We start from the raw sequence: 20,735 nt of genomic DNA on the forward strand, positions 1-20,735 counted from the left end.
GGCGTGCGTCGGGCTCCACTCGCACCGCGGGTACCTCCGTGTCGCCGTCGGGGGACGGCGGGCCCTGAACGGCCCGCCGTCCGAGGTGACATACCGTCAGCTGGGCACGTCGACCATCAGTGCCAGCTCGGGCAGTTCCTCTTCGGGGACCTGCTCGATTTCCTCGTGCATATCGATCTCCCTTCGGCGACCGGCTCCACCGACGTCCGACGGGGAGTCCCGGCGGCGCCAAGGTACGCACGGCATCGCCGTGATCACAAGATGCGGTCGGATCGTCACACTCAGGAGAGGGAGTGAGGGCTGCCGACCCCGACGAGCCCCGCCCGGGGCGCTCCCGCCGCGTCGCGTCAAGCCCGGCAACGGCCGTCGCGCATCGGCTCCGACCTGCGGTTACCGCTCTGTGGACGAAGGCGGCTCCAGCCACGGGGAGTGCGCGGCCCGCCGCGTCGGCCACAAGACGGGAACCGGCCTGTCCGACAGGGAAACCAGCACAGTCCGGCCACTCTCTGTCCGGAAGAGGGGAGGCGGCTCCGGCACGTTTCGCTGCGCGGAGGCTCAGAAGATGCCCCTCCGAGGCGCGGGGTACGTTCGGCACGGGTGTTCCCGGCCAACGGCACAAGGTCGGGGGCGTGCCGCCCCCCGCCGGAGACCCGTTGGCCCGGCTCCCGCGCGCGCGGCGCCGGGGGTACCCCGCCGCGCGCCGTCCCCACGCGCGCGAACAGGACCGCGGAAAAGGCCGAAACGCCGCTCTTGGAACACCGACCGGCACCCGCGATGATGACCTCGCCCGACCGGCGACCATGGCCACGGCCACGGCGTCTCCTCGCACCCGACCCGAACGGGGTGCGGGTCCCGGTGCGGGCAACCGCGCGTCGAAGGGGGAGGCATGGACCGACAACACCGCGGGAGGACCGGCAGAGGCCCCCGCCCACTGTCCACGCGTCGCGGCCCACACGAGGAGATGCCAGTGGATCCGACAGACCGCTCACTTCGCCGCAGCCCCGCCGCAGACCGCGCGCTCCGCCCCGCGCCCGCGCGACATCGCAGCCCAGCCGCGGACCCCGCGCGACGTCGCACCCCCGCCACGGACCGCCACCGGTCGCCCGCACCATCGGACCCGCAGGAGTAGGCACCATGCGCATCAGCTACCTGCATGGCGGCAGCATCCCCTCCCTCTTCGCCAACGGCGTCCACGTCATGCGCATGTGCGACGCCTTCGCCGCAGCCGGGCACGACATCACCCTCTACTCCATGCCCGGCCCGGACCCGGCCGAGGACCCGTACACCTACTACGGCGTCAGCAACCGCTTCCCGATCCGCCTCGTCGCCGCCCCCGGCCACACACCCAACGGATACTGGCAGCGCGCGGACACGATCCGCCGCATGGTGGCCCGCGGCCCCCGCCCGGACATCGTCTACGGACGCGACCCCTACGCCCTGTCCGTCCTCGCCGATCTGGCACCTTTCGTGTACGAGGTCCACCAACTGCGCAAGGACCTGGTCCCGGTGGGGACCGAGAGGAAACTGCTCGGCAAGCCGGGTCTGGCCCGCGTCGTCGCCATCACACACGCCCTCGCGGGCGATCTGCGCAAGAAGTACGAAGACCTGGGCACCCTGCCGATCCTCGTGGCCCCGGACTGCGCCGACCCTCCCGGTCCCACCGCCACGACACGGGCACCGCAGCTGCCGGGCCGCCCGGACGTACCGCGTGTCGGCTATGTGGGGCACCTGTACGACGGACGCGGCATCGGCCTCGTCCTCGATCTCGCGGACCGCTTTCCCGGTCTCGACTTCCACCTGGTCGGAGGCACGGCCGAGGACCGGGCCCGCTGGGAGAAGGCCTGCCGGGCCTCCCACGTGTACTTCCACGGGCACCGGCCGCCGTCCGCGCTGCCGGCCTACTACGGCCTCTTCGACGTCGTCCTCGCCCCCTACGAGACCAAGGTCTACACCTGGGGCCGACTCGGCGAGACCGGGCGCTGGGCCTCCCCCATGAAGGTGTTCGAGTACATGTCCCACGGACTCCCGATGATCGCCTCCGATCTCCCGGTTCTGCGCGAAGTCCTCCAGAACGGCGTCAATTGCCTGCTCCGCCCGCCCGAGGATCCGGAGGCGTGGGCCGAAGCCCTCGGCGAACTCGTCGCCGACGGCGCCCTGCGGCGCAGGCTCGGCGACGAAGCCCGGCGCCAGGTCCTGGAGCGCTACACCTGGCGCCGCCGGGCCGACGACGTCCTCGCGGACATCGGCCTACCGGACCGCACCGGGACCGGGGAAGCCGGGCTCCCGAAGTGACGGCGCCGGGCGCCGCGCAGAGCCGGGACGCCACCGCAGCGCTCCCCGGTGCCGCCGCGTGCGGCGAGGCGCCGCTGCCCACCGGAGCGCCGGTGGACGGATATCCCGCACGGCCGAGCGTTCGGGCCGGGGAGGTCCTGCGGTTCCATGTCTCGACCCGGTCGGAGCGGTTCCGGGCCGACTTCTACCGTTGCGGCGCCCGCCCCCGTCTCATGGGCAGTACCGCAGGGCCGGGCCGGTACGCGCCCCCCGGCCGCCATGACGAGGACTGGCACTGGCCCGGCCATGACTTCGCCGTTCCCGGGGACTGGCCCTCGGGCGTGTACATCGCGGTGTTCGGCCCCGGTACGGCCCGGCCCGCCGCCCCGCCGCCGGCCGGTGCCGAGGCCCTCGACGCCCGGCACTCCCGGATGCTCTTCGTGGTGACGGCACGTGAACCCGCACGCCGTACGCGCATCCTGTACAAGGTGCCCGTCTTCACCTACCACGCGTACAACAGGAGCGGGGGCGCCAGCCTGTACGGGGCGCTTCCCTACGACGAGGCGTACCGCACCGTCACCCTGCGACGCCCCGGGGGCGGCATCGGCGGCCCCGTGAAAGGGCTGCCCGACGCCCACGACCCGCGGACGCCGCGGCAGACCTTCGCCCACTGGGACGCGCCCTTCATCTCCTGGCTGGAGACCTCGGGGCACATCGTCGACTACTGCACCGACCTCGACCTCCACGAGAGCCCCCGACACGCGGTTGGATACCGCCTGTTGCTCTCCGCCGGACATGACGAGTACTGGAGTGCGCGCACCCGTCGGCACATCACCGCCTTCCGTGACCGGGGAGGCAATATCGCCGTCTTCGGGGCCAACACCTGCTGGTGGCGGGTCACGCCGACCGCCGACGGCACGGCCATCAGCTGCGCCAAGTACCCGCCCGGAGTCCCCCAGGGCTCGGACTGCGACCGGATGCGGGGCGCTCCCGACCACTGGTGGGAGGACGAGCCCGAGAACTCCCTCATCGGTGTCAGCTACCGCAACGGCGGCGGCCACTGGGAAGGTCTCCGCGAACCCCTGGGCTTCACGCTCCAGCACACCGACCACCCCGTCTTCGCGGGCACCGGACTGAGCGACGGCGATGTCCTCGGCGAGGAACACGCGCTGGTGGGCTACGAATGCGACGGAGCCGCTCACCGGCGCGACCTCCTCGGACGGGCGGTCGCGACCGGCACGGACGGCACGCCCGCCGACTTCACCATCCTGGGCGTGGCCGACCTCCCCACGGCCCCGGACTCCGGCTGGAACACCGCCGTCCGGGAGAACACCGACCCGGGCAGGGCCGCGACCTTCGGCATCTACACCCGGGGCGGCACGGTCTTCAACGCGGCCACCGCCGACTGGGCGCGGCTGTTGGCCCTCGACCCGCTGGTGGACGCCATCACCCGCAATGTGATCAGCCTGCTCCGCTGAGGCGGGACGGGGATCGCACCGAGGAGGGCGCACTCATCCCCTGAAGCTCGCGAGCGGGCCTCCGCGCCGGCAACTCGGCCTGCCGTACGGCTCGACGGCTCGACGGCTCGACGGCTCGACGGCTCGACGGCTCGACGGCTCGACGGCTCCAGTATCGACGTTCTCCGAACCCTCAGACCAGGAGTGGTGGGCATGAAGATGGTGATCACCGGGGGCGCCGGATTCATCGGCAGCAACCTCGCACACGCGCTGACGCGGCGACCCGAGGTGTCCGAAGTCCGGGTCGTGGACGACCTGTCCACCGGGTTCAAGGAGAACCTCCGCGGCCTGGACGTGCACTTCACCGAGGGGAGCGTCCTCGACGGCGCCCTCCTGGACCGGGTGTTCCGGGGCGCGGACACGATCGTGCATCTGGCCGCGCTCCCCTCCGTGGCCAGGTCGGTGGCCCATCCGATCGCCAGCCACCACGCGAATGCCACCGGCACCCTCTGCGTACTGGAAGCCGCCCGGCGTGCGGGCGGGGTGCACGTGATCGCCTCTTCCTCGTCCTCCGTCTACGGTGCCAATCCGCATCTGCCCAAGCACGAGGGGTTACGCAGCGCCCCGCTCAGTCCGTACGCCGTGAGCAAGCTGGCTTCCGAGGCGTATCTGGGGGCGTTCCACCACTGCTACGGCCTACCGGTGCTTCCGTTCCGCTTCTTCAACGTCTACGGGCCCGGACAACCCGCCGGGCACGCGTACGCCGCGGTGGTGCCCGCCTGGATCAGCGCGATGACGGCCGGTCACCCGGTCCTCGTGCACGGTGACGGTCACCAGACCCGCGATTTCACCTACGTCGAAACCGTCTGCCGGGTCCTCACCCGGGCAGCCCTGCGAGGATCCGTCTCCGCCGAGCCGGTCAACCTCGCCTACGGCACCCGGACCTCGCTCCTGGAGCTGATCACCGAGCTGGAGTCCGTACTGGGCAAGCCCCTCAACCCCCAATACCTGCCTCCCCGTCCGGGCGACGTACGGCATTCCCACGCCGACAACGCACGATTGCGCTCCCTCTTCCCCGAGGTGGAGCCCGTACCCCTGCGGGAGGGGCTGGAACGTACCGCCGAGTGGTTCCGCACCCGCGGTCAGTAGCTCAAGAGCCCGGCTACCGACCGGTTTCGGCCGCCGGCACTCGGCGGCGCGCCCGCCCACCGGCATGCGGCCCTCCTTTCAACTGGGCGAAGCGGGGGTCAGGTTCGGAACCAGAGGCGTGGCCTCCTGCGTGGCTTTTACGTAAGGTGAGGCTAACCTAAGCAGGCATCGACAATCCGGCGTCCCCGCGGATGGCCGATGTAACTTAGGTTACCCTTACCTAACATCTCGTAGGAGGTTGCTCATGCCTGAGCACATACCGGGCGGAAGTGGCGAGTTCGATGGCCGCACCGTCCTGGTGACCGGTGCCGCGCAAGGCATCGGGGCGGCTGTCGCCGATCTGCTCGCCACCCTCGGCGCCCGGGTGGCCGCCACCGACCGCACGCAGGACGGCATCGACGCCCTGGCCACCGCGTGGAACCGGCAACAGGCGAAGAAACCCATGGGCGAGCGCTCGGCGGGCCGGCTGGAGCCGTACGTGATGGACGTCACCGACCGGCCCGCGGTGGAGAGCACCGTGGCGCGCGTCGACCGCGAACTCGGCCCCGTCGACGTGCTCGTGAACGTCGCGGGCATCCTGCGCACCGGCCCCGCGGCCGAACTCACCGCCCGGGACTGGTCGGACACCTTCGCCGTGAACACCGGCGGTGTCTTCAATGTCTCGCAGACCGTCGCGCCACTGATGGCGGGCCGGGGCAACGGCTGCATCATCACCGTCGGTTCCAACGCCGCCGGAATCCCCCGCACCGGCATGGCCGCCTACGCCGCGTCCAAAGCGGCGGCAGCCATGTTCACCAAATGCCTGGGCCTCGAACTCGCCCGCAGCGGCGTACGGTGCAACGTCGTCGCACCCGGATCCACCGACACCGCGATGCAACGCGCCCTGTGGACCGACGCCGGCGCCGAACAGCGCGTCATCGACGGAGACCCGGCGACCTACCGCACCGGCATACCGCTGGGCCGGATCGCCGCCCCCGAGGACATCGCCGACACCGTCGCGTTCCTCGCCTCGGACCGCGCCCGGCACATCACCCTTCAGGAGCTGTACGTCGACGGCGGCGCGACCCTGCGCTGAGCCGTCCTCAGCTCTTCCGTACACCTCATCCCCCCGCACCCGCTGGCGGAACCATCGAGAATGGAGTCCCCGTGTCGACGGCATCCCAGGTCGCCACGCACATGCCCCCGGCCGATCCGGCTCACCCGGCCGTAGGCGCGGCCACCTCGCTTCTGGACGCCTACACACCGGGCGACCGCTTCCTCGCCACCCCTGACCGCACCCTGCTGGCACACGGTGCCGCACGCCATGTGCCGCACGACGAACGGCCGCTGGACGAACGGGTGAACGCCACCCTGGCCGAGGCCGGCGAGGCCGGACAGGAATCGCCCGTGGTCATCGGCGCCATCCCGTTCGACCACGAGGCACCGGCCGCCCTGAGCGTGCCGGGCGCACTGCGCGTCGCACCGCCGCTCGCCTCCGATCCGCTGATCGCCCTGCCCGTCGGCGTGTCCGGCTCGGCGGACTGGCGGATACGCCCGGTTCCCGAACCCGAGGTCTACGGAGCGGGCGTCGCCTCGGCCGTGGAGCGCATGTGGCGCGGGGAGTTCAGCAAGGTGGTGCTCGCCCGCACCCTCGAACTCACCTCCCGCACCCCCCTCGACCTGCCCGCGATGCTCCAGCGGCTGGCCCGCCGCGACCCCGTCGGCTACACCTTCGCGCTGCCGACCGGGGCCGGCCGTACCCTCATCGGCGCCAGTCCGGAACTGCTGGTCTCCCGGCAGGGGCGGCAGGTGGTCGCCAATCCGCTCGCCGGATCCACCCCGCGCAGCGCCGACCTCGCCGAGGACGTCCGCCGGGCCGCCACACTGCTGGAGTCCGTCAAGGATCTCCATGAGCACGCCGTCGTCGTGGACGCGGTCCACCAGGCGCTGGCCCCGCACTGCACGGAACTGACCGTCCCCGCCCGGCCGACGCTGATCCGCACCGCCACCATGTGGCACCTGTCCACCACGGTGACCGGCACGCTCGCCGCTCCCGACACCTCGGCCCTGGCTCTCGCCTGCGCCCTGCATCCGACCCCCGCCGTGTGCGGCACCCCCACGCCGACGGCTCGTCAGGTCATCGCGGAGACAGAGCCGTTCGACCGGGGCTTCTTCACCGGCGTGGTGGGCTGGGGCGATGCCCGGGGTGACGGCGAGTGGGTCGTCACGATCCGCTGCGCCGAGGCCGAGGAACGTACCCTGCGCCTGTACGCGGGCGCCGGCATCGTGGCCGCGTCCGAGCCCGAGGCGGAGACCGCCGAGACGGCGGCCAAGTTCCGCACCTTCCTCAGCGCCGTGGGGGCCGAGCTGTGAGCCCGCACGACGCACCCACCTGGCCGCCGGAGTTCGCCGAACGCTACCGGGCCGCCGGCTGGTGGCGTGGCGAGACGTTCGGCTCCATGCTGCGGGAACGGGCTGAGGCGCACCCGGAGCGGATCGCCGTGGTCGATCCCGTCGCGGGAACCCGATGGAGCTACGCGGAACTGGACCGGCGTGCTGACCGGCTGGCGGCGGGCTTCCTCGCCCGGAACATCGGCAAGGGCGACCGTATGGTGGTCCAACTGCCCAACATCGCGGAGTTCTTCGAGGTCGTCTTCGCGCTGTTCCGGATCGGCGCGCTGCCCGTCTTCGCGCTGCCCGCCCACCGCGAGACGGAGATCTCGTACTTCTGCGAGTTCACCGAGGCGGTCGCGTACGTCATCGCGGCGGAACACGGCGGCTACGACTACCGGGAGCTCGCGGCTGAGGCCCGCGCCCGTGCCGGCACGCTGCGGCACGTGTTCGTCGCCGCCGGGGATCCCGGCGAGTTCGAGGCGCTGTCCGACGTGGCGCGGGATCCGGTCGGCTACGGCGCTCCGCGCCCGGAGGACCTGGCCTTCCTCCAGCTCTCCGGCGGCAGCACCGGCGTACCGAAGCTGATCCCCCGCACCCACGACGACTACATCTACTCGCTGCGCGGCTCCAACGAGATCTGCGGGGTCGACGAGAACAGCGTCTACCTCTGCGTGCTGCCCGCGGCGCACAACTTCCCGCTCTCCTCCCCCGGTTCACTCGGAACGCTCCATGCCGGCGGTCGCGTGGTGCTGTGCCCGCAGCCCTCGCCCGAGGTGGCGTTCCCGCTCATCGAGCGGGAGGGGGTGACCATCACCGGGCTGGTCCCGCCGCTGGCCCTCCTGTGGACCGAGGCGGCGCCCCGCAGCGCGCACGACCTCAGCAGCCTGGACGTCCTGCTGGTGGGAGGGGCCAAGTTCAGCGAGGAGGCGGCGCGGCGGGTTCGGCCGGCGCTCGGCTGCACCCTTCAGCAGGTCTTCGGGATGGCCGAGGGGCTGGTCAACTACACCCGGCTGGACGACCCGGTCGAGGTGATCGTCACCACCCAGGGGCGGCCGATCTCTCCGGACGACGAGATCCGGGTCGTCGACGACGAGGACCGCGAGGTCGCGCCGGGCGGGACGGGCCACCTGCTGACGCGGGGGCCGTACACGATCCGGGGCTACTGGAGGGCGCCGGAGCACAACGCCCGCTCGTTCACGAAGGACGGCTTCTACCGTACGGGCGACGTCGTCCGGGTCACCGGGAGCGGCCACCTCGTCGTCGAGGGACGTGCCAAGGACCAGATCAACCGGGGCGGTGAGAAGATCGCCGCCGAGGAGGTGGAGAACCACATCCTCGCCCATCCGGCCGTGCACGATGCCAATGTGGTGGCCGAGCCCGACCCGTATCTGGGTGAGCGCGTCTGCGCGTACGTGATCCTGCGCTCGGGCGCCGGTCCGCTGAAGCAGGTGGACATCAAACGGTTCGTACGGGGCCGGGGGCTGGCCGCGTACAAGGTGCCGGACCGGGTCGAGTTCGTGGACGCGTTCCCGCAGACCGGCGTCGGAAAGGTCTCCAAGAAGGATCTGCGGACCGCCGCCGCGGCCCGTGACGCCCCCCTCGCCCCGCACGCCTGACCCTCCCGGGCCCGCGCACCGGCCCGGTTTCCCAGCGACCCCGAACGGAATCTCCCGCACCATGGCCCTGCCCGCTATTGCCCCGTATCCCATGCCGGCCGCCGACGGACTGCCCGCCAACCGGGTCGGGTGGACCGTCGACCCGTCACGCGCGGTGCTCCTCGTCCACGATCTGCAGAACTACTTCCTGTCGGCCTACGACTCCGGGTCCTCGCCGATTCCCGAACTGCTGTCACATGTAGCGGCGTTGAAGAAGGAGGCGACGCGCCTCGGCGTACCGGTGCTCTACACGGCGCAGCCGGGCGGACAGAGCCCCGACGAGCGCGGTCTGCAGCAGGACTTCTGGGGTCCGGGCCTGCCCGCCGACCCGTACTCCGCCGCCATCGCGGACGACGTCGCGCCCGACGAGGGCGACACGGTGCTCACCAAATGGAAGTACAGCGGCTTCGTCCGCACAGATCTCCTGGAGCGGCTGCGTGAACAGGGCCGCGATCAGATCGTGATCACCGGTGTGTACGCCCACATCGGTGTCCTCATGACCGCGTGCGATGCCTGGATGCAGGACATCCAGGCGTTCGTGGTGGCCGACGCGGTGGCCGACTTCTCCGCCGAGGACCATGCGATGGCGCTGCGCTGGGCCGCGGGCAAGTGTGCCGTCGTCACCACCACCCGGACCGTCTTCGAAGGGAAGTGACCGCGGTGGCCCCGGTTCCTGGGCGCCCACGCGTCTGATGCGCGGCCACCGGCGCCGCGGAACCGGGTTCGGGCCGGACGGGCCCGAACCCGCCCCGGTGACCGCTCATGGCCTCCTCGCGCCGATGGCACCGGTCCCCGCTGCGGGGGCCGGTGCCATCGGCCGGATGGAGGTGCGCTCGGGTGCCGTCAGCGCGGGACGTGGGCCCCGGGCGTCAGCGCCGGGCCGCGTCCGTGACCTTTCCCGTGACGATCGGTCCCTCCGTCAACTCGCCGTCCGCCCGGTAGACATGCGCCTGCATCCGCACAGACTCCTCCGGCTCGGTCAGCGTGTCGGCGGTCGTGGGCACCGACACCTCGGTGCTCGTCCCGCCCTCGGGGACGCCGGTCCAGAAGTAGGAATCGATCGTGGACAGGGGCCGCTCCGGGTCGGCGGACCCGCCGAGACCGGCGAGCCACTCCTCGTCGACGTCCTTCGTGGACAGTTCCGTGCCTTCGAGCACCGGCAGGAAGGTGAACGGCGTCTCGATGCTGATGTCGGCGGGCTCGGAGATGCTCACCCTCCAGGTGAGCTTCCGGCCCTCGGTCACCGAGTCGGCCACCGGGGTCACGGTGACCGTGGGCATGGGGTCGTCGTTCTCGACGAGGACGCCCCCGAGGGCGCCGCCGACGGCCGTGCCGCGCACGGCCTTGGCCGCGACCTCGTGTTTGAGGTCGAAGTCGTAGCGGGGGTTGCCCTCGACCGTGATCGGCACGTCCACGGAGCCACCGGCCCTCACCGTCACGGTGCGGACCGTGGTCCTGTCCGTCTCCGGGTCCAGGACGGAGAGCTTGATCACTCCGGTGCCCCTACCGGTGGCCTGGACGGGCACGCGGTAGGTACGGGTGCCGGAGTCTCCCTCCTTGACCGTCAGCCTGCCGATGTCGACCCGCGGGAGCGCGACGGGGCGTACCGCCGGGGTGCCGGGGCGCCAGCCCCAGGCGTCCATCAGCCAGAACCGGCCGGAGTCGCTGAGCGGGGTGAACTCCAGCGACCGCACCCGCTTCAGGTCGACACCGGCGCCGACAGCGGATTTCAGCGGGACACGGACCTCACGCGCCCAGTGCGCGGCCGTCAACGCGGAGCCGGGAAGGCCGTCGACGGTGACCTGACCGAGTCCCACCCGCTTGCCGGAGGTATCGGTGAGGGCGACGTCGAGCCGGGTGCCCCGGGTGTTCGGCGGCACGATCACCCGCAGGGCGAGCGCGTCGGAGCCCGCCAGTGAGAAGGCGCGCCCCGGCGTGAGCCGGACCGGGGTGCCCGGCTCGGTCCAGCTGGCCGTGACCGCGTTGCGGCCCGGCTCGTTGTCGGTGGCCGCCCAGGACGCGAAGTGCGGCGACTGACCGGGCTCGGCGATCGGCTTGCAGGCATCGGTGTCGCTCGTCGTGACCTGCCGGCAGACGCGCCCGTTCGACACCGAGAGCGGGGCGTCGGGCAGGATCGCCGGGACCCGGTTGCCGCCGACGGCGTGGGTCAGTACCCGGGCGGGGCCGGCCGAGGGCGCGCGCCGGCCGGAGCCGTCGAGCAGCGGGCGGACCCGGTCGTCGCCCGCGAGGAAGAGCCGCGCGGCGGCGGCGATGTAGGTGGTGCCCGCCGTCTGCTGCTGCTCGGCGCTCAGCCGGGTCTCGGCCTTCGACGAGCAGACCGGGTCCTCGTCGTCCCATACGTCGTCGGCGGCCGGGGCCTCGGCCTGGCCGGGCGTCCACTCGGTGTTGAAGAAGTTGTGGTTGGCGCCGACCATGTACACCGCGCTGTGCAGCGCCGTGCCCCGGCCGGTGCCCCGGGTGCCGTCGAGGTAGATCTGGCCCTGGAGGTCGTTCACATCGCCGTCACAGCCCGGCAGGATGGTCATGGACGGCAGGTCGGGCGTGGGGTTCTGGCCGAAGAGGGTGGGGCCGATCATGACGGTGCCGCGGATGCGCCAGCTCACCGGTCCCCGGTAGCCGTCCTCGGCGGGCGGCGGCGGGGAGACGCTGTCGAGGGCCGCCCGGTTGACGCCCTCGCCGCCCCGGGAGTGGCCGACCAGGAGCACCTTCGAGAGGTCGGCGGGCTCCGTCGCGCGCACGGCCTCGGGGGCCTTCGCGGGATTCGCGCTCCACGTCGCCCAGCGGGCGAGGTGCCGGCGCACGAGGGACGAACGGGCCTGCGCCCCGTGGTCGGCCGTGCGGCCGTCCTGCGCGTTGACACCGTTCGCGGAGACGGAGACCGTCACATAGCCCTGGGACGCGAGGCGCTGCTGGTCGTGCAGATGGCCGCGGTAGCTCGGTACCTCCCTGTAGCCCGGCTTGCACGGCCACTGCAGGGCGGGCATCTTCTTGTCGGGCTCGTAGCAGGTGGCGTTGCGGCCGTGGAGGAAGAGCGCCAGTGGCCGCTTCCCCGGCGCGTCCGTCGGGCCGACGACCGTGGCACGCATCTCCACGGGCTCGGCGTAGCCCGGCAGCTTCACCGACTTCAGGACGTACTCACCGCTGGTGGTGCGGTACTTCCCGGTGACACCGGGGTCCACCGGGTTGGCGGGAAACGGCTCCTGGGGCTCCGTCGCGGCCGCCGGGCGCCGCTGACCGGGTGCCTGGCCGGCCCCTGCGGCGTCCAGCCGCCGCGAACCGGCGACCACCTGGAGTTCGCCCACCGGTCCGGCCTTCGCCCTGTCGAGGCGGAGCCGGAAGACGCGGTGGTCGGGGGAGGGCTCCGGGACGCCGAGGGTGCGCTCCCCCGAGCGGAACTCGACCAGGGCACCGCCCATGCCCACGGGCTCGGGCGAGCTCCAGATCAGTTCCCCGCCCTGGAAACGCCACCCCTCCGGCAGCCGCTCCCCAAAAGCGCCCGAAGGCGCGCCCGGTATGGACTCGGGGGTCGGCTGCGCGTGCGCCGGCGCACCCGCCGCCAGCGCCACGACCGCCAGGGCGGCCGCCAGCGCGCGTGAGAGCTGTCTCACGATGGTGTCTCCTCGTCGTTGGTGTGCTTCAGCGCCCCCGGGTCTCCCCAGGTGCGCCCCCCGCACCGGGGAGAGGGTGACGTGTCGTCACCGGTTGTCCTGCCTCGTGAACCTGACAGGAATCTGACAGGAATCCGACAACTGTCGGACGGGAGGCGGACGGGAGCGCTGGGACCGGTCCGGTGATCGAAGACCCCGGCACCGACCGGAGATCCGACGTCCGTACGGCGAGCGGGTCCCGGTCACCTGTGCTCGCGGACGCCCGTGGTGACGTCGTTGCGCTTGCCGCCGACGAGGATCACGGTGGGCGGTGCGTCGTGCGCGTAGCTCAAGTGGTGTGGCGATCAGGCGTGACCATCGGTACGTTCTGCCCGCGTGGCTGGTGCGTCACGCGCAACCCGTGCGTTTCCCACAGGCATCCGAACAGCACGGACCGGTGGAATCTCTCGTCATGGACGCGGGCATCACCCATGCCGGACTGGTGACAGGAATGCGCGACGAACGGTTCCGCGGCGTCTTCCCTGTGGGCGGCGGACCGGGAATGGGGCACTGACACATGAAGAAGCCGGGCCTGGTCCCGCTGATGGGCAGCCTCTTCCTTGTGGACCTGGGAACGAGCATGACCGCCGTCGCTCTTCCCCTCCTCCTGATCCAGGAGTACGGCACCACCTTGGCCGCGGGTGTGACTCTCGCTGTCAGGCTGATTCCCGGCATCGCCGCGGGGCCGGTGGTGGGCAGACTGCTGGCAGAACGGGACCCGCGCTGCGTCGCGATGGTCAGCTCTCTGTTCTCCGCACTGTTCGCCGGCATGATTCCGCTGTGCCGGGCGCTGTGGCAGATCCAGATCCTGACCCTCGCCATCGGCATCACGGTGATGCTCGCGGTGCCCGCCCGGCTGGTCATGCGACCGGCGGTGGTGAGTGAGGGCGACGAACTCCGTGGCAACGGCCTGCTGATGGCCGCGCAGCGGGTGTCCACTCTCGCCGGACCGCCGCTGGTCGGCGTCATCGTCATCGTCGGCCCGCACCTGTGGGTCGCCTTCCTCCTGGAGGCCGTGACCGCACTGTTCGCAGCGGCCCTGATCCTGCGGATTCCCCCCTGGAGACCGACAGTGAACAAGAGTGCCGGGCCCGGTGGGGCGAAGGACGGGAGGATGCTCAGGAAGGCGTACGTCACCAGCACCCGGGCGCTCCTGCGCGTCATTTCGAGCGACGCCTTCATTCGCGGCGCGACACTGACGTCGTTCAGCTATCTCCTGGCGGTGACGCTCGGCCGGCTGATGCTGCTCGTCATGGGGGCGGAACGCTACTCCGACATCTCCGGCTTCTACGGATGGATGCTTGCCGCGATGGGTGCGGGTGGCTTGTGCGGAAGCCTTCTTGTCGCACGCTTCCAGCGGTTCAGCACGGGCACCCTCTATGTCGCGGTGATGCTGATAGAGGCATGCGGGTGGCTGTCCCTGCCGTGGCTGCCGAACTTTCCCGCCGCGATGGCCGTCATGTCCGCCATCGGAATCATGGAGTCGGCCGGATACGTGCTGTATTACGCCGAGGTCCAGATTCGGGTCCCGACGTCCGTGATGGGCTACTACTACGCCGCGTTGATCCCCGTCGGCGATGCCTGCATCTTCCTGGGGAGCGCCGTCGGCGCATGGCTCGCGGGTGTATCCGTGCCGGCCGCGGCTCTGATCGTGGCCGGTGTGATGGGAATTCCGATGCTGCTCACGGTTGGCTGGTACTTCGCGCCGCCGAGCGGGGAAGGCGGGAGAGTCGCCACGGAGCCCCGGTGAAGGGGGGCCACCGCCCCCCGGGCCGCAGCAGTCCGCCCTGGCCGCCGATGGTGGGCGCACAGCGCGGGGATCTCCGTGAGGTCACCCGGTGAGCGCCGGGGCGTTGTGCCCGTCCGGGAGCACGCCGGTGGGCGGTGGGCCCGCGGGCAGGAGGTCGCTGTGGTGTCGGTGGAGCAGGTCTTCGTGGGCGGGGGTGAAGAGCGTCCGTCCGGTGCCCACCGCGACTTCGGCGTCATCCGCAGTGGCCAGTGATGGGGTGCCGGCGAGCTCCGCGGACGGATCGGGATGGCCCAGGGCGCGCAGAAGGCGGGTCAGGGCCTGTGCACGGGCGCCGGTGGTGGGGCCGGTGAGTTCTTCGTGCGTGAGGACACAGACCGCGGGGTGGTGCAGCATCCATCGGCTGCGCCGGGCCTCTTCCATGCCGGGGAAGCAGGGGTCGGTCAGTGCCAGGGTGATCCGGTCGTCCAGGGTGGGCAGGGCCGCGAGGATGTCACGGTAGATGAGGTGCTCGGGCATCGAGCCGACGCGGTCGGCGGGCCGGGAGAGCATCCGGATCTGGCTGATGATCCGGTCGCGGATGTCGCGGTGGTGGAAGACGAGGGGCGGCTGCCGCCCGGCGTGCCAGGCGCGCAGGAATCCGGCGTCGGCCCGTCGGAGGTCCAGGCCGGTGAGGTACCAGCAGCCACGGCCCGGCAGCAGTGCGAGCAGTGTGCTGTCCGGCAGGCGGGCCAGGCGGGCCTCGGTTCCCGGGTCGACGGGTGAGGCGAGCGTGGTGGGCTGGCCCAGGCGCATCCACCAGATCCGCCACAGGGCGCTGACCGCGTCCTGGAAGGCGGCCTCCAGCGCTTCGCGGTTCTGCCTCTGACCGTGCAGCAGCAGGGTGGCCCGGTCCTGTCCGAAGGCGGCCTCCAGCAGGGGGTAGACCTCCCCCGGGCCGGGCCGGTCGTCGCCTCCGCGTGGGTCGCCGCCCATCGTGCCGTAGGAGGTGTAGCCGAGGGCGGTGGTGACGTCGGCGAGGAGCGGGGTACCGCTGCCTCGCAGTGAGACGACGATCATCTGGGGCACGGCCATGGAACATCTCCGGCGAAAGGCGGCGGTCGGGTGGATCGGGGTCCCGCGCAGCGGGTGGGGAGGGCCAGCGGTTCACGGTCACCCCGGCCGGCGCGGCGGTGGTGAGGAGGAGGTCCTCGTAGGTGTGGTGGTGGCGGGTGGTCGTGCGGTGGTGGAGCAGACCGGCCGCGCGAACGTGGTCGCCGGAGTCGATCAGGGCGCGGGCGAGGGTGTCCTGGATGATTTCGCGTTCCACGCGTACTCCACCGATGCGCTCCGCCTTCTCGCCCAGGGCGCTCAGCAGAGTCACCGCTGTCCGCGGCCGGCCCGCGGTGATCTCTGCCAGCGCCTGGACCACGGGGGCCAGGACCTCGCGGTAGTCGGGGCGTTCATCGGCGGCGGCCCGGCGGGCCAGGGCACGCAGGTCATGGGTCGCGGCCTCCACGGCCAGGGCGAGGGCGAGGTTGAAGGTGTGGAAGACCTCCGCCGTTCCGCCCGGTGCACTCAGCAACTCCCGTACCTGGGCCGGATCGCTGCGTCCGGCGGGTGCCTGACCCGCGAGCAGCAGGCGCCAGTTCGTCGCGGCCCGCATCCCGACATCCGCACGCCCCAGTGCCGCGTCCGCCCGCCGCCGAGCGTCCGGGAAGTCACCGGCGGCGATCGACTGCAGCGCCGCGTGCCAGTTCAGATGACGTAGCTGCACCGCCTGCGGGTCGGAGGCGAGCCAGTTGTCCAAGAACGTGACGGAAGCGCGGCCGAGCCCCATCTCGTGTTCCGCGTGGGCCAGGGCATGGACGGCCACACCCGCGCGGGGGTACAGGTCCAGTGCCTGCTCGGCCAGTGCGTGGGCCTCCCGTACCCGCCCCTGTTCCGACCTGGTCGCGGCGAGCCAGCTCGTCCACGGCCAGCTGTCCGGGCCTGCCAGCATCGACTGCCGCTCCACGAGAGCGTCGCCGTGCGCGCGGTAGGCCGGATCCCCGCAGGAGGAGAAGGCTCCCAGCATCAGCCCCGCCACCTCGTCGGCCGGCCACCGGTCGAAGTGCAGCGTCAGATGATCGGCCGCGAGCCGGTACTGCCGGTGCGTGTACAGGAACACCCCGTACACCAGGCTCGCCTGCCACTCCCCCGCGGCCAGCGCGTCGCGGTGCGCGGCCACCAACTGCTCCTGCAGCGCGGCGTCGTCCAGGCTGTCCCCGGTCGCCAGGGCCAGCAGCGCCCTCGCCACACCGCAGCCCGGCTCCTTGGCCACCCACTCGCGCAGCAGAGGCATCGCCCGCCCGCTCAGCGCCAGCATCTCCCTCACCGCCGGGTGCTCCACCGGCTCACCCGCCGCCACAGTCGTCTCCGTCCTCGCCCGCTCCCATCCGGTCAGACCGCAGCTGCGGGCAGGGCGGTGCACGCGATGCCGTCGGTCCTGCGGCGATGACCCGGCAGAACCGGCGGCAGGCCCACCTGGTTGCCGCTCGCCGCACCGCTTGCCGTGCTGCGCATCCCCACGCTCATCGTGCTTCTCCTCCATGCCGGAACCGGCTTCCCGGTGGTCCGCCGACCGGACCGCTCGCCGGATGAACCCGGTCCGCACGTCGACCAACGACGGACCGCCACTCCCGACACGCCCTGACGGTCGGGCCGTTCCCCGTCGGCCCGGTGGTGACGTCCGGACGAGCCACCACCCGTAGCACGAAGGCCACCTCGTGCGGTGCACCCGCCAGAGGGTCGGTCGGCCGTCGGCGGGGCGCCGGGACGGGCATGGGCGGCGTGGAGGCAGCGGTCGCGGTACGTGCCCGTGGCGGGGAACAGTCCGTCGATGGGGGCGGGGCCGAGGAGAGGGATACCGGTCGAGTGCGACCGGTCGGCTGCCGTAGTGCCATCGCTGGATCGCGGATACGCCCGGGCGGACGTCGAACTGGTCGGTGGCGGAACGCGGCAGGGACCGGGTGACACCGACGCGGGGTCCGGTCGGAAGGTCGAACAGCACGATGCCGGTCGCGCCGATGTACTCCACGCCGCCGCCGAGAGGGACCAGGTGCATCCCGCAGGCGGTGACCTCGGCGACGCAGTTGAGCATGGCACCCGCCGCTGCCGTGGCCGAGCCCGGTCGTGAGGCCGGCCGCGACCACCCGCGCCCCCGGGGACGGCCGGAGTCCGACCGACCGCCGTCGGAAGGGTGCCTCTCCTACCGCCCACCGGCTCCCGGCCCTCGCCGCGAACGACGCGGAACGGTTCGCCGCCCGGACCGGTGGACGCCGGACGACATGCCCGCGAGCACTTCGACGACACCCGCTTTCCGTCGGCGATTCAGGAACCGACGCAGCTCGGAATACCGGAGGGGGGTATATTGCTCATCCCGAGGAGATACCCCCCTCCGGTATAGGAGATAGCTATGTCAAGCCCAACCGCCCCTCCCAGTCCGCGCCGCTGGACCGCGCTCGTCCTCATCGCCCTGGCCCAGTTCGCGGTCATCATGGACACGTCCATCATCGGTGTCGCTCTCCCCAAGATGCAGGTTGACCTGGGCTTCTCCCCGGAGAACCTGTCCTGGGTGTTCAACGCCTATGTCGTCGCCTTCGGTGGGCTGCTCCTGCTCGGCGGGCGGCTCTCCGACCTGTTCGGCGCCAAGCGGATCTTCGTTGTCGGCTGGACGGTGATGGCCGCGGGGTCCCTGGCCGCCGGCCTCGCCTCCGAGGTCTGGGTCGAACTCACCGGCCGCGCCCTTCAGGGCGTCGGTGCCACACTGATCGCCCCGTCCGCGCTGACCCTGCTGATGATGCTCTTCGGCTCCCGCCCCAAGGAGCTGACCAAGGCGCTGGCCCTGTACGGCGCCGCGGCCCCGGCAGGCGGCACCGCCGGCGTCTTTCTCGGCGGTGTCATCACCGAGTACGCCAGCTGGCCCTGGGTGTTCTACATCAACATCCCGATCGCCCTGGTCGTGCTGGCCATCACCCCGTCGGTCATGCCCTCGGCCCCCGTCCGCCGCGGCTCCATCGATTTCGCGGGAGCGGCCACCGTCACCGTGGGACTGGCCACCGCTGTCTACGCCATCGTCCGTGCCCCCGAAACCGGCTGGGGTTCGGCCGAGACCTGGCTCGTACTGGTGGCCGGCGTGGCCCTGATCGCCGCGTTCATAGCCATCCAGTCCAAGCGCCGCGAGCCGCTGATGCGGCTGGGCATCTGGCGGGCACCCAACCTGGCCGGGGCGAACATCGCGCAGCTGCTGATGGCCGCCGCATGGATCCCCATGTGGTTCTTCCTCAACCTCTACCTCCAGCAGGTCCTGGGACTGGGCGCCTTCGCCTCCGGCGCGGCCCTGCTGCCCATGACGGTCGCCACCATGATCATGATGGTCGTCCTGGCACCCCGCCTGATCGCACGCTTCGGGACCAAGCCGCTGATCGTCACCGGTCTGCTGGGCCTCGCGGCAGGCATGCTGTGGCTGTCGTTCGCCCGCGCCGACGGCACCTTCTGGGTCGACGTCCTGCCCGCCTCCCTGCTGGCCGCGGTCGGCATGTCGCTGGCGTTCATCCCCTCCCTCGGCACCGCACTGTCCAGCGCGCGCCCCGAAGAAGGCGGCCTGGCCTCCGGCATCGTCAACACCAGCTACCAGGTCGGCTCCGCTCTCGGACTGGCCGCGATGACGGCCGTGTCCGCGGCGTACGGCGCCCGCGAACTCGGCAACCCCGGTGCACTCACCAACGGGTTCTCCGCCGCCTTCCTCGGCGCGGCGGCCCTCGCCGCCGTCGGCGCGCTCGCGTCGCTGCTCACCCTGCGCACGGCCCCCGCGGCGGATTCCCCTCGCGGTGAGCAGACCGCCGAGGCGGACGCGGCCTGAACCCCGCCGGGCTCATCGCGCGCCCGCGACGCACGTGCCGCCCGACCGGAAGAGCCCGGTCGGGCGGCACGGGGAGTTCAGGGGGCGGCACCCACCCGCCACCGGCCGGGCCCACCCGCCGCGGAACTGTCCATCAGCGGCCGCGGCCCGGGCTTCCGCGACGCCCGGCCGGGGTGCCCCGGCCGGGCGTCGCGCGCATACCCGGGGCGACCGGACGGCCAGGTCGGGGTGTGCTGTTCGCTCAGCAGACCCCGGATCGATTCCTCACCCGTTCGCCTGCGCCGACGCGGCACGCAGCAAACGGAGTTGACCGATCTCGGCGACGTTCTTCATCAGCTCGGAATTCACCCGGGCGACCATGTGGGCGACGGTGTACGAGGGGTCGTTCTGCCACGGAACCGGGGCGGTGGCGTCCAGGTCGATGCCGGTGAGACGGTCCAGTACGCCCAGCCAGTCCCCTCGGAGGACGCGCAACCACTCCATGGCCACGCTCCCCTCACCCGGCCAAACGACGTCGGTACGCTCCCGTGGCACCTGCCCCCGCGCGTGATCGATGCTCACACTCCACCACCAGCCGATATGCCAGGTCAGCCAGCCGATCGTGGGGATCGGTACGGGCTCCGGCTCCGTATCCGCCCGGTCCGCGACCCACGTTCCGTCGGCATCCGCGCGCACCGTCCAGCACAGGGGCGCGGGTTCCCACAGGAAGTCCTCGGGCTCCAGCCGCGCCATGTGGTACTCGAACAGCGACCAGGTCAGGTCGAACTGCCCGCGCAGCAGGTCACATCGGAAAGCGCTCACCGGCCCGACCCCGGCACACTGCCGTGCCACCAGGTAAGCGGCTATCAGGTGCACCCGGACCGAATTCCGCCCCGGTGAAAGTGGTTTGCCGCTTCGGACCGTGCTGCGTAGCGTCGCCACTCGTGACTTCGACCCTGCGCACGGCCCGCCTCCTCCTGGACCCGTACACACCGGAGGACGAAGAGAGCTTCGTCGCCCTCTTCCAGGACCCGAGGGTGTCCCGGTGGATGGGTGAGGGCCCTGCTTCCGAGGCAGCCGACCGGGCCCTGTTCGGGCGGATCTTCAGCAAGGTCTACGCCCAGGACCTGTTCGACGTCTGGGCCGTCCGTCGGGGCGGGCTGCTGATCGGGCACGCCGAAGTCAAGCGGACCGACACCGTCGGAGGCTACGAGATCGTCTACGCCCTGGCTCCCGCAGCCTGGGGTACCGGCCTGGGGACCGAGGTGGCGGAGGCGATCGTCGCCCATGCCTTCGACACGCTCGGGCAGACCGAGGTGCACGCCACCGTGGCCTCGGAGAACACGGCCTCGCTCACCCTGCTGGGCAGGATCGGATTCGAGCGGGTCCGCGGATTCGAGGAGGACGACGGCAGCACGACCCAGGTGCTGACCCGCCGCCGCCTCTCCGCGGCCGACGAGTCCCTCCTTTCCGCCATGACCTAGGGCGTCGGGAGCGAGCGAATCGCTCCCCCAGTCGTTCCGTCGGCGTGTCGGCGAGCGGGGCCGGGGCCAC

At 71.8% G+C, this 20,735-nt stretch carries 16 protein-coding genes; 11 read left to right on the forward strand and 5 right to left on the reverse strand.

The features are described from left to right. Positions 1 to 96: 96 nt before the first annotated feature. Positions 97 to 246 (reverse strand): hypothetical protein, encoded by a 150-nt coding sequence (locus OG251_RS02820; RefSeq protein WP_326675427.1) that lies wholly within the window; start codon positions 244 to 246, stop codon positions 97 to 99. Positions 247 to 1,134: 888 nt separating this feature from the next. On the opposite strand from OG251_RS02820, the gene OG251_RS02825 reads away from it, so the two are divergent. The 7 genes from OG251_RS02825 to OG251_RS02855 all read left to right on the forward strand — a co-directional run bounded on the left by OG251_RS02825 (position 1,135) and on the right by OG251_RS02855 (position 9,560). Next, the gene (locus OG251_RS02825) at positions 1,135 to 2,292 is read left to right on the forward strand and encodes a glycosyltransferase family 4 protein (RefSeq protein ID WP_326675428.1); all 1,158 of its coding nucleotides are present in this window, start codon (positions 1,135 to 1,137) and stop codon (positions 2,290 to 2,292) included. After that, entirely contained in the window at positions 2,289 to 3,749 is a 1,461-nt protein-coding gene (locus tag OG251_RS02830; RefSeq protein ID WP_326675429.1) for a N,N-dimethylformamidase beta subunit family domain-containing protein, read from the forward strand. The genes OG251_RS02825 and OG251_RS02830 overlap by 4 nt, the downstream gene beginning before the upstream one ends. Before the next feature lie 192 nt (positions 3,750 to 3,941). After that, positions 3,942 to 4,877 (forward strand): NAD-dependent epimerase/dehydratase family protein, encoded by a 936-nt coding sequence (locus OG251_RS02835; RefSeq protein WP_326675430.1) that lies wholly within the window; start codon positions 3,942 to 3,944, stop codon positions 4,875 to 4,877. A gap of 244 nt (positions 4,878 to 5,121) precedes the next feature. Then, the gene (locus OG251_RS02840; protein WP_326675431.1) at positions 5,122 to 5,952 is read left to right on the forward strand and encodes a 2,3-dihydro-2,3-dihydroxybenzoate dehydrogenase; all 831 of its coding nucleotides are present in this window, start codon (positions 5,122 to 5,124) and stop codon (positions 5,950 to 5,952) included. A gap of 71 nt (positions 5,953 to 6,023) precedes the next feature. Then, positions 6,024 to 7,229, forward strand: a complete 1,206-nt coding sequence (dhbC, locus tag OG251_RS02845) for an isochorismate synthase DhbC (protein WP_326675432.1) — start codon at positions 6,024 to 6,026, stop codon at positions 7,227 to 7,229. After that, the gene (locus tag OG251_RS02850) at positions 7,226 to 8,866 is read left to right on the forward strand and encodes a (2,3-dihydroxybenzoyl)adenylate synthase (RefSeq protein WP_326675433.1); all 1,641 of its coding nucleotides are present in this window, start codon (positions 7,226 to 7,228) and stop codon (positions 8,864 to 8,866) included. The genes dhbC and OG251_RS02850 overlap by 4 nt, the downstream gene beginning before the upstream one ends. A gap of 61 nt (positions 8,867 to 8,927) precedes the next feature. Further along, entirely contained in the window at positions 8,928 to 9,560 is a 633-nt protein-coding gene (locus tag OG251_RS02855) for an isochorismatase family protein (protein ID WP_326675434.1), read from the forward strand. A 214-nt stretch (positions 9,561 to 9,774) separates the two neighbouring features. Here OG251_RS02855 and OG251_RS02860 read toward each other — a convergent pair whose 3' ends face one another. After that, positions 9,775 to 12,534 (reverse strand): hypothetical protein, encoded by a 2,760-nt coding sequence (locus OG251_RS02860; RefSeq protein WP_326675435.1) that lies wholly within the window; start codon positions 12,532 to 12,534, stop codon positions 9,775 to 9,777. 556 nt (positions 12,535 to 13,090) lie between these two features. Here OG251_RS02860 and OG251_RS02865 point away from each other — a divergent pair. Next, positions 13,091 to 14,323 (forward strand): MFS transporter, encoded by a 1,233-nt coding sequence (locus OG251_RS02865; protein WP_326675436.1) that lies wholly within the window; start codon positions 13,091 to 13,093, stop codon positions 14,321 to 14,323. A gap of 81 nt (positions 14,324 to 14,404) precedes the next feature. On the opposite strand, the gene OG251_RS02870 is transcribed toward OG251_RS02865, so the two are convergent. Next, positions 14,405 to 15,394 carry a hypothetical protein gene (locus OG251_RS02870; protein WP_326675437.1) on the reverse strand — a complete coding sequence of 330 codons (990 nt, stop codon included), beginning with the start codon at positions 15,392 to 15,394 and terminating at the stop codon, positions 14,405 to 14,407. A 148-nt stretch (positions 15,395 to 15,542) separates the two neighbouring features. Between OG251_RS02870 and OG251_RS02875 the strand changes: the two genes are divergently transcribed. Beyond that, complete coding sequence (locus tag OG251_RS02875) at positions 15,543 to 16,070, forward strand: hypothetical protein (RefSeq protein ID WP_326675438.1); 528 nt, start codon at positions 15,543 to 15,545, stop codon at positions 16,068 to 16,070. A gap of 671 nt (positions 16,071 to 16,741) precedes the next feature. Here OG251_RS02875 and OG251_RS02880 read toward each other — a convergent pair. Beyond that, a complete protein-coding gene (locus OG251_RS02880; protein WP_326675439.1) occupies positions 16,742 to 16,876 on the reverse strand; it encodes a hypothetical protein in 135 nt (44 codons plus the stop codon). A gap of 880 nt (positions 16,877 to 17,756) precedes the next feature. Here OG251_RS02880 and OG251_RS02885 point away from each other — a divergent pair. Then, entirely contained in the window at positions 17,757 to 19,202 is a 1,446-nt protein-coding gene (locus tag OG251_RS02885; RefSeq protein ID WP_326675440.1) for an MFS transporter, read from the forward strand. 264 nt (positions 19,203 to 19,466) lie between these two features. On the opposite strand, the gene OG251_RS02890 is transcribed toward OG251_RS02885, so the two are convergent. Next, complete coding sequence (locus tag OG251_RS02890) at positions 19,467 to 20,003, reverse strand: DinB family protein (protein ID WP_326675441.1); 537 nt, start codon at positions 20,001 to 20,003, stop codon at positions 19,467 to 19,469. A 122-nt stretch (positions 20,004 to 20,125) separates the two neighbouring features. Here OG251_RS02890 and OG251_RS02895 point away from each other — a divergent pair, with 122 nt between their 5' ends. Beyond that, complete coding sequence (locus OG251_RS02895) at positions 20,126 to 20,665, forward strand: GNAT family N-acetyltransferase (RefSeq protein ID WP_326675442.1); 540 nt, start codon at positions 20,126 to 20,128, stop codon at positions 20,663 to 20,665. The last annotated feature ends 70 nt before the right edge of the window (positions 20,666 to 20,735 follow it).

Source organism: Streptomyces sp. NBC_01237, from assembly GCF_035917275.1.
GTDB lineage: Bacteria > Actinomycetota > Actinomycetes > Streptomycetales > Streptomycetaceae > Streptomyces.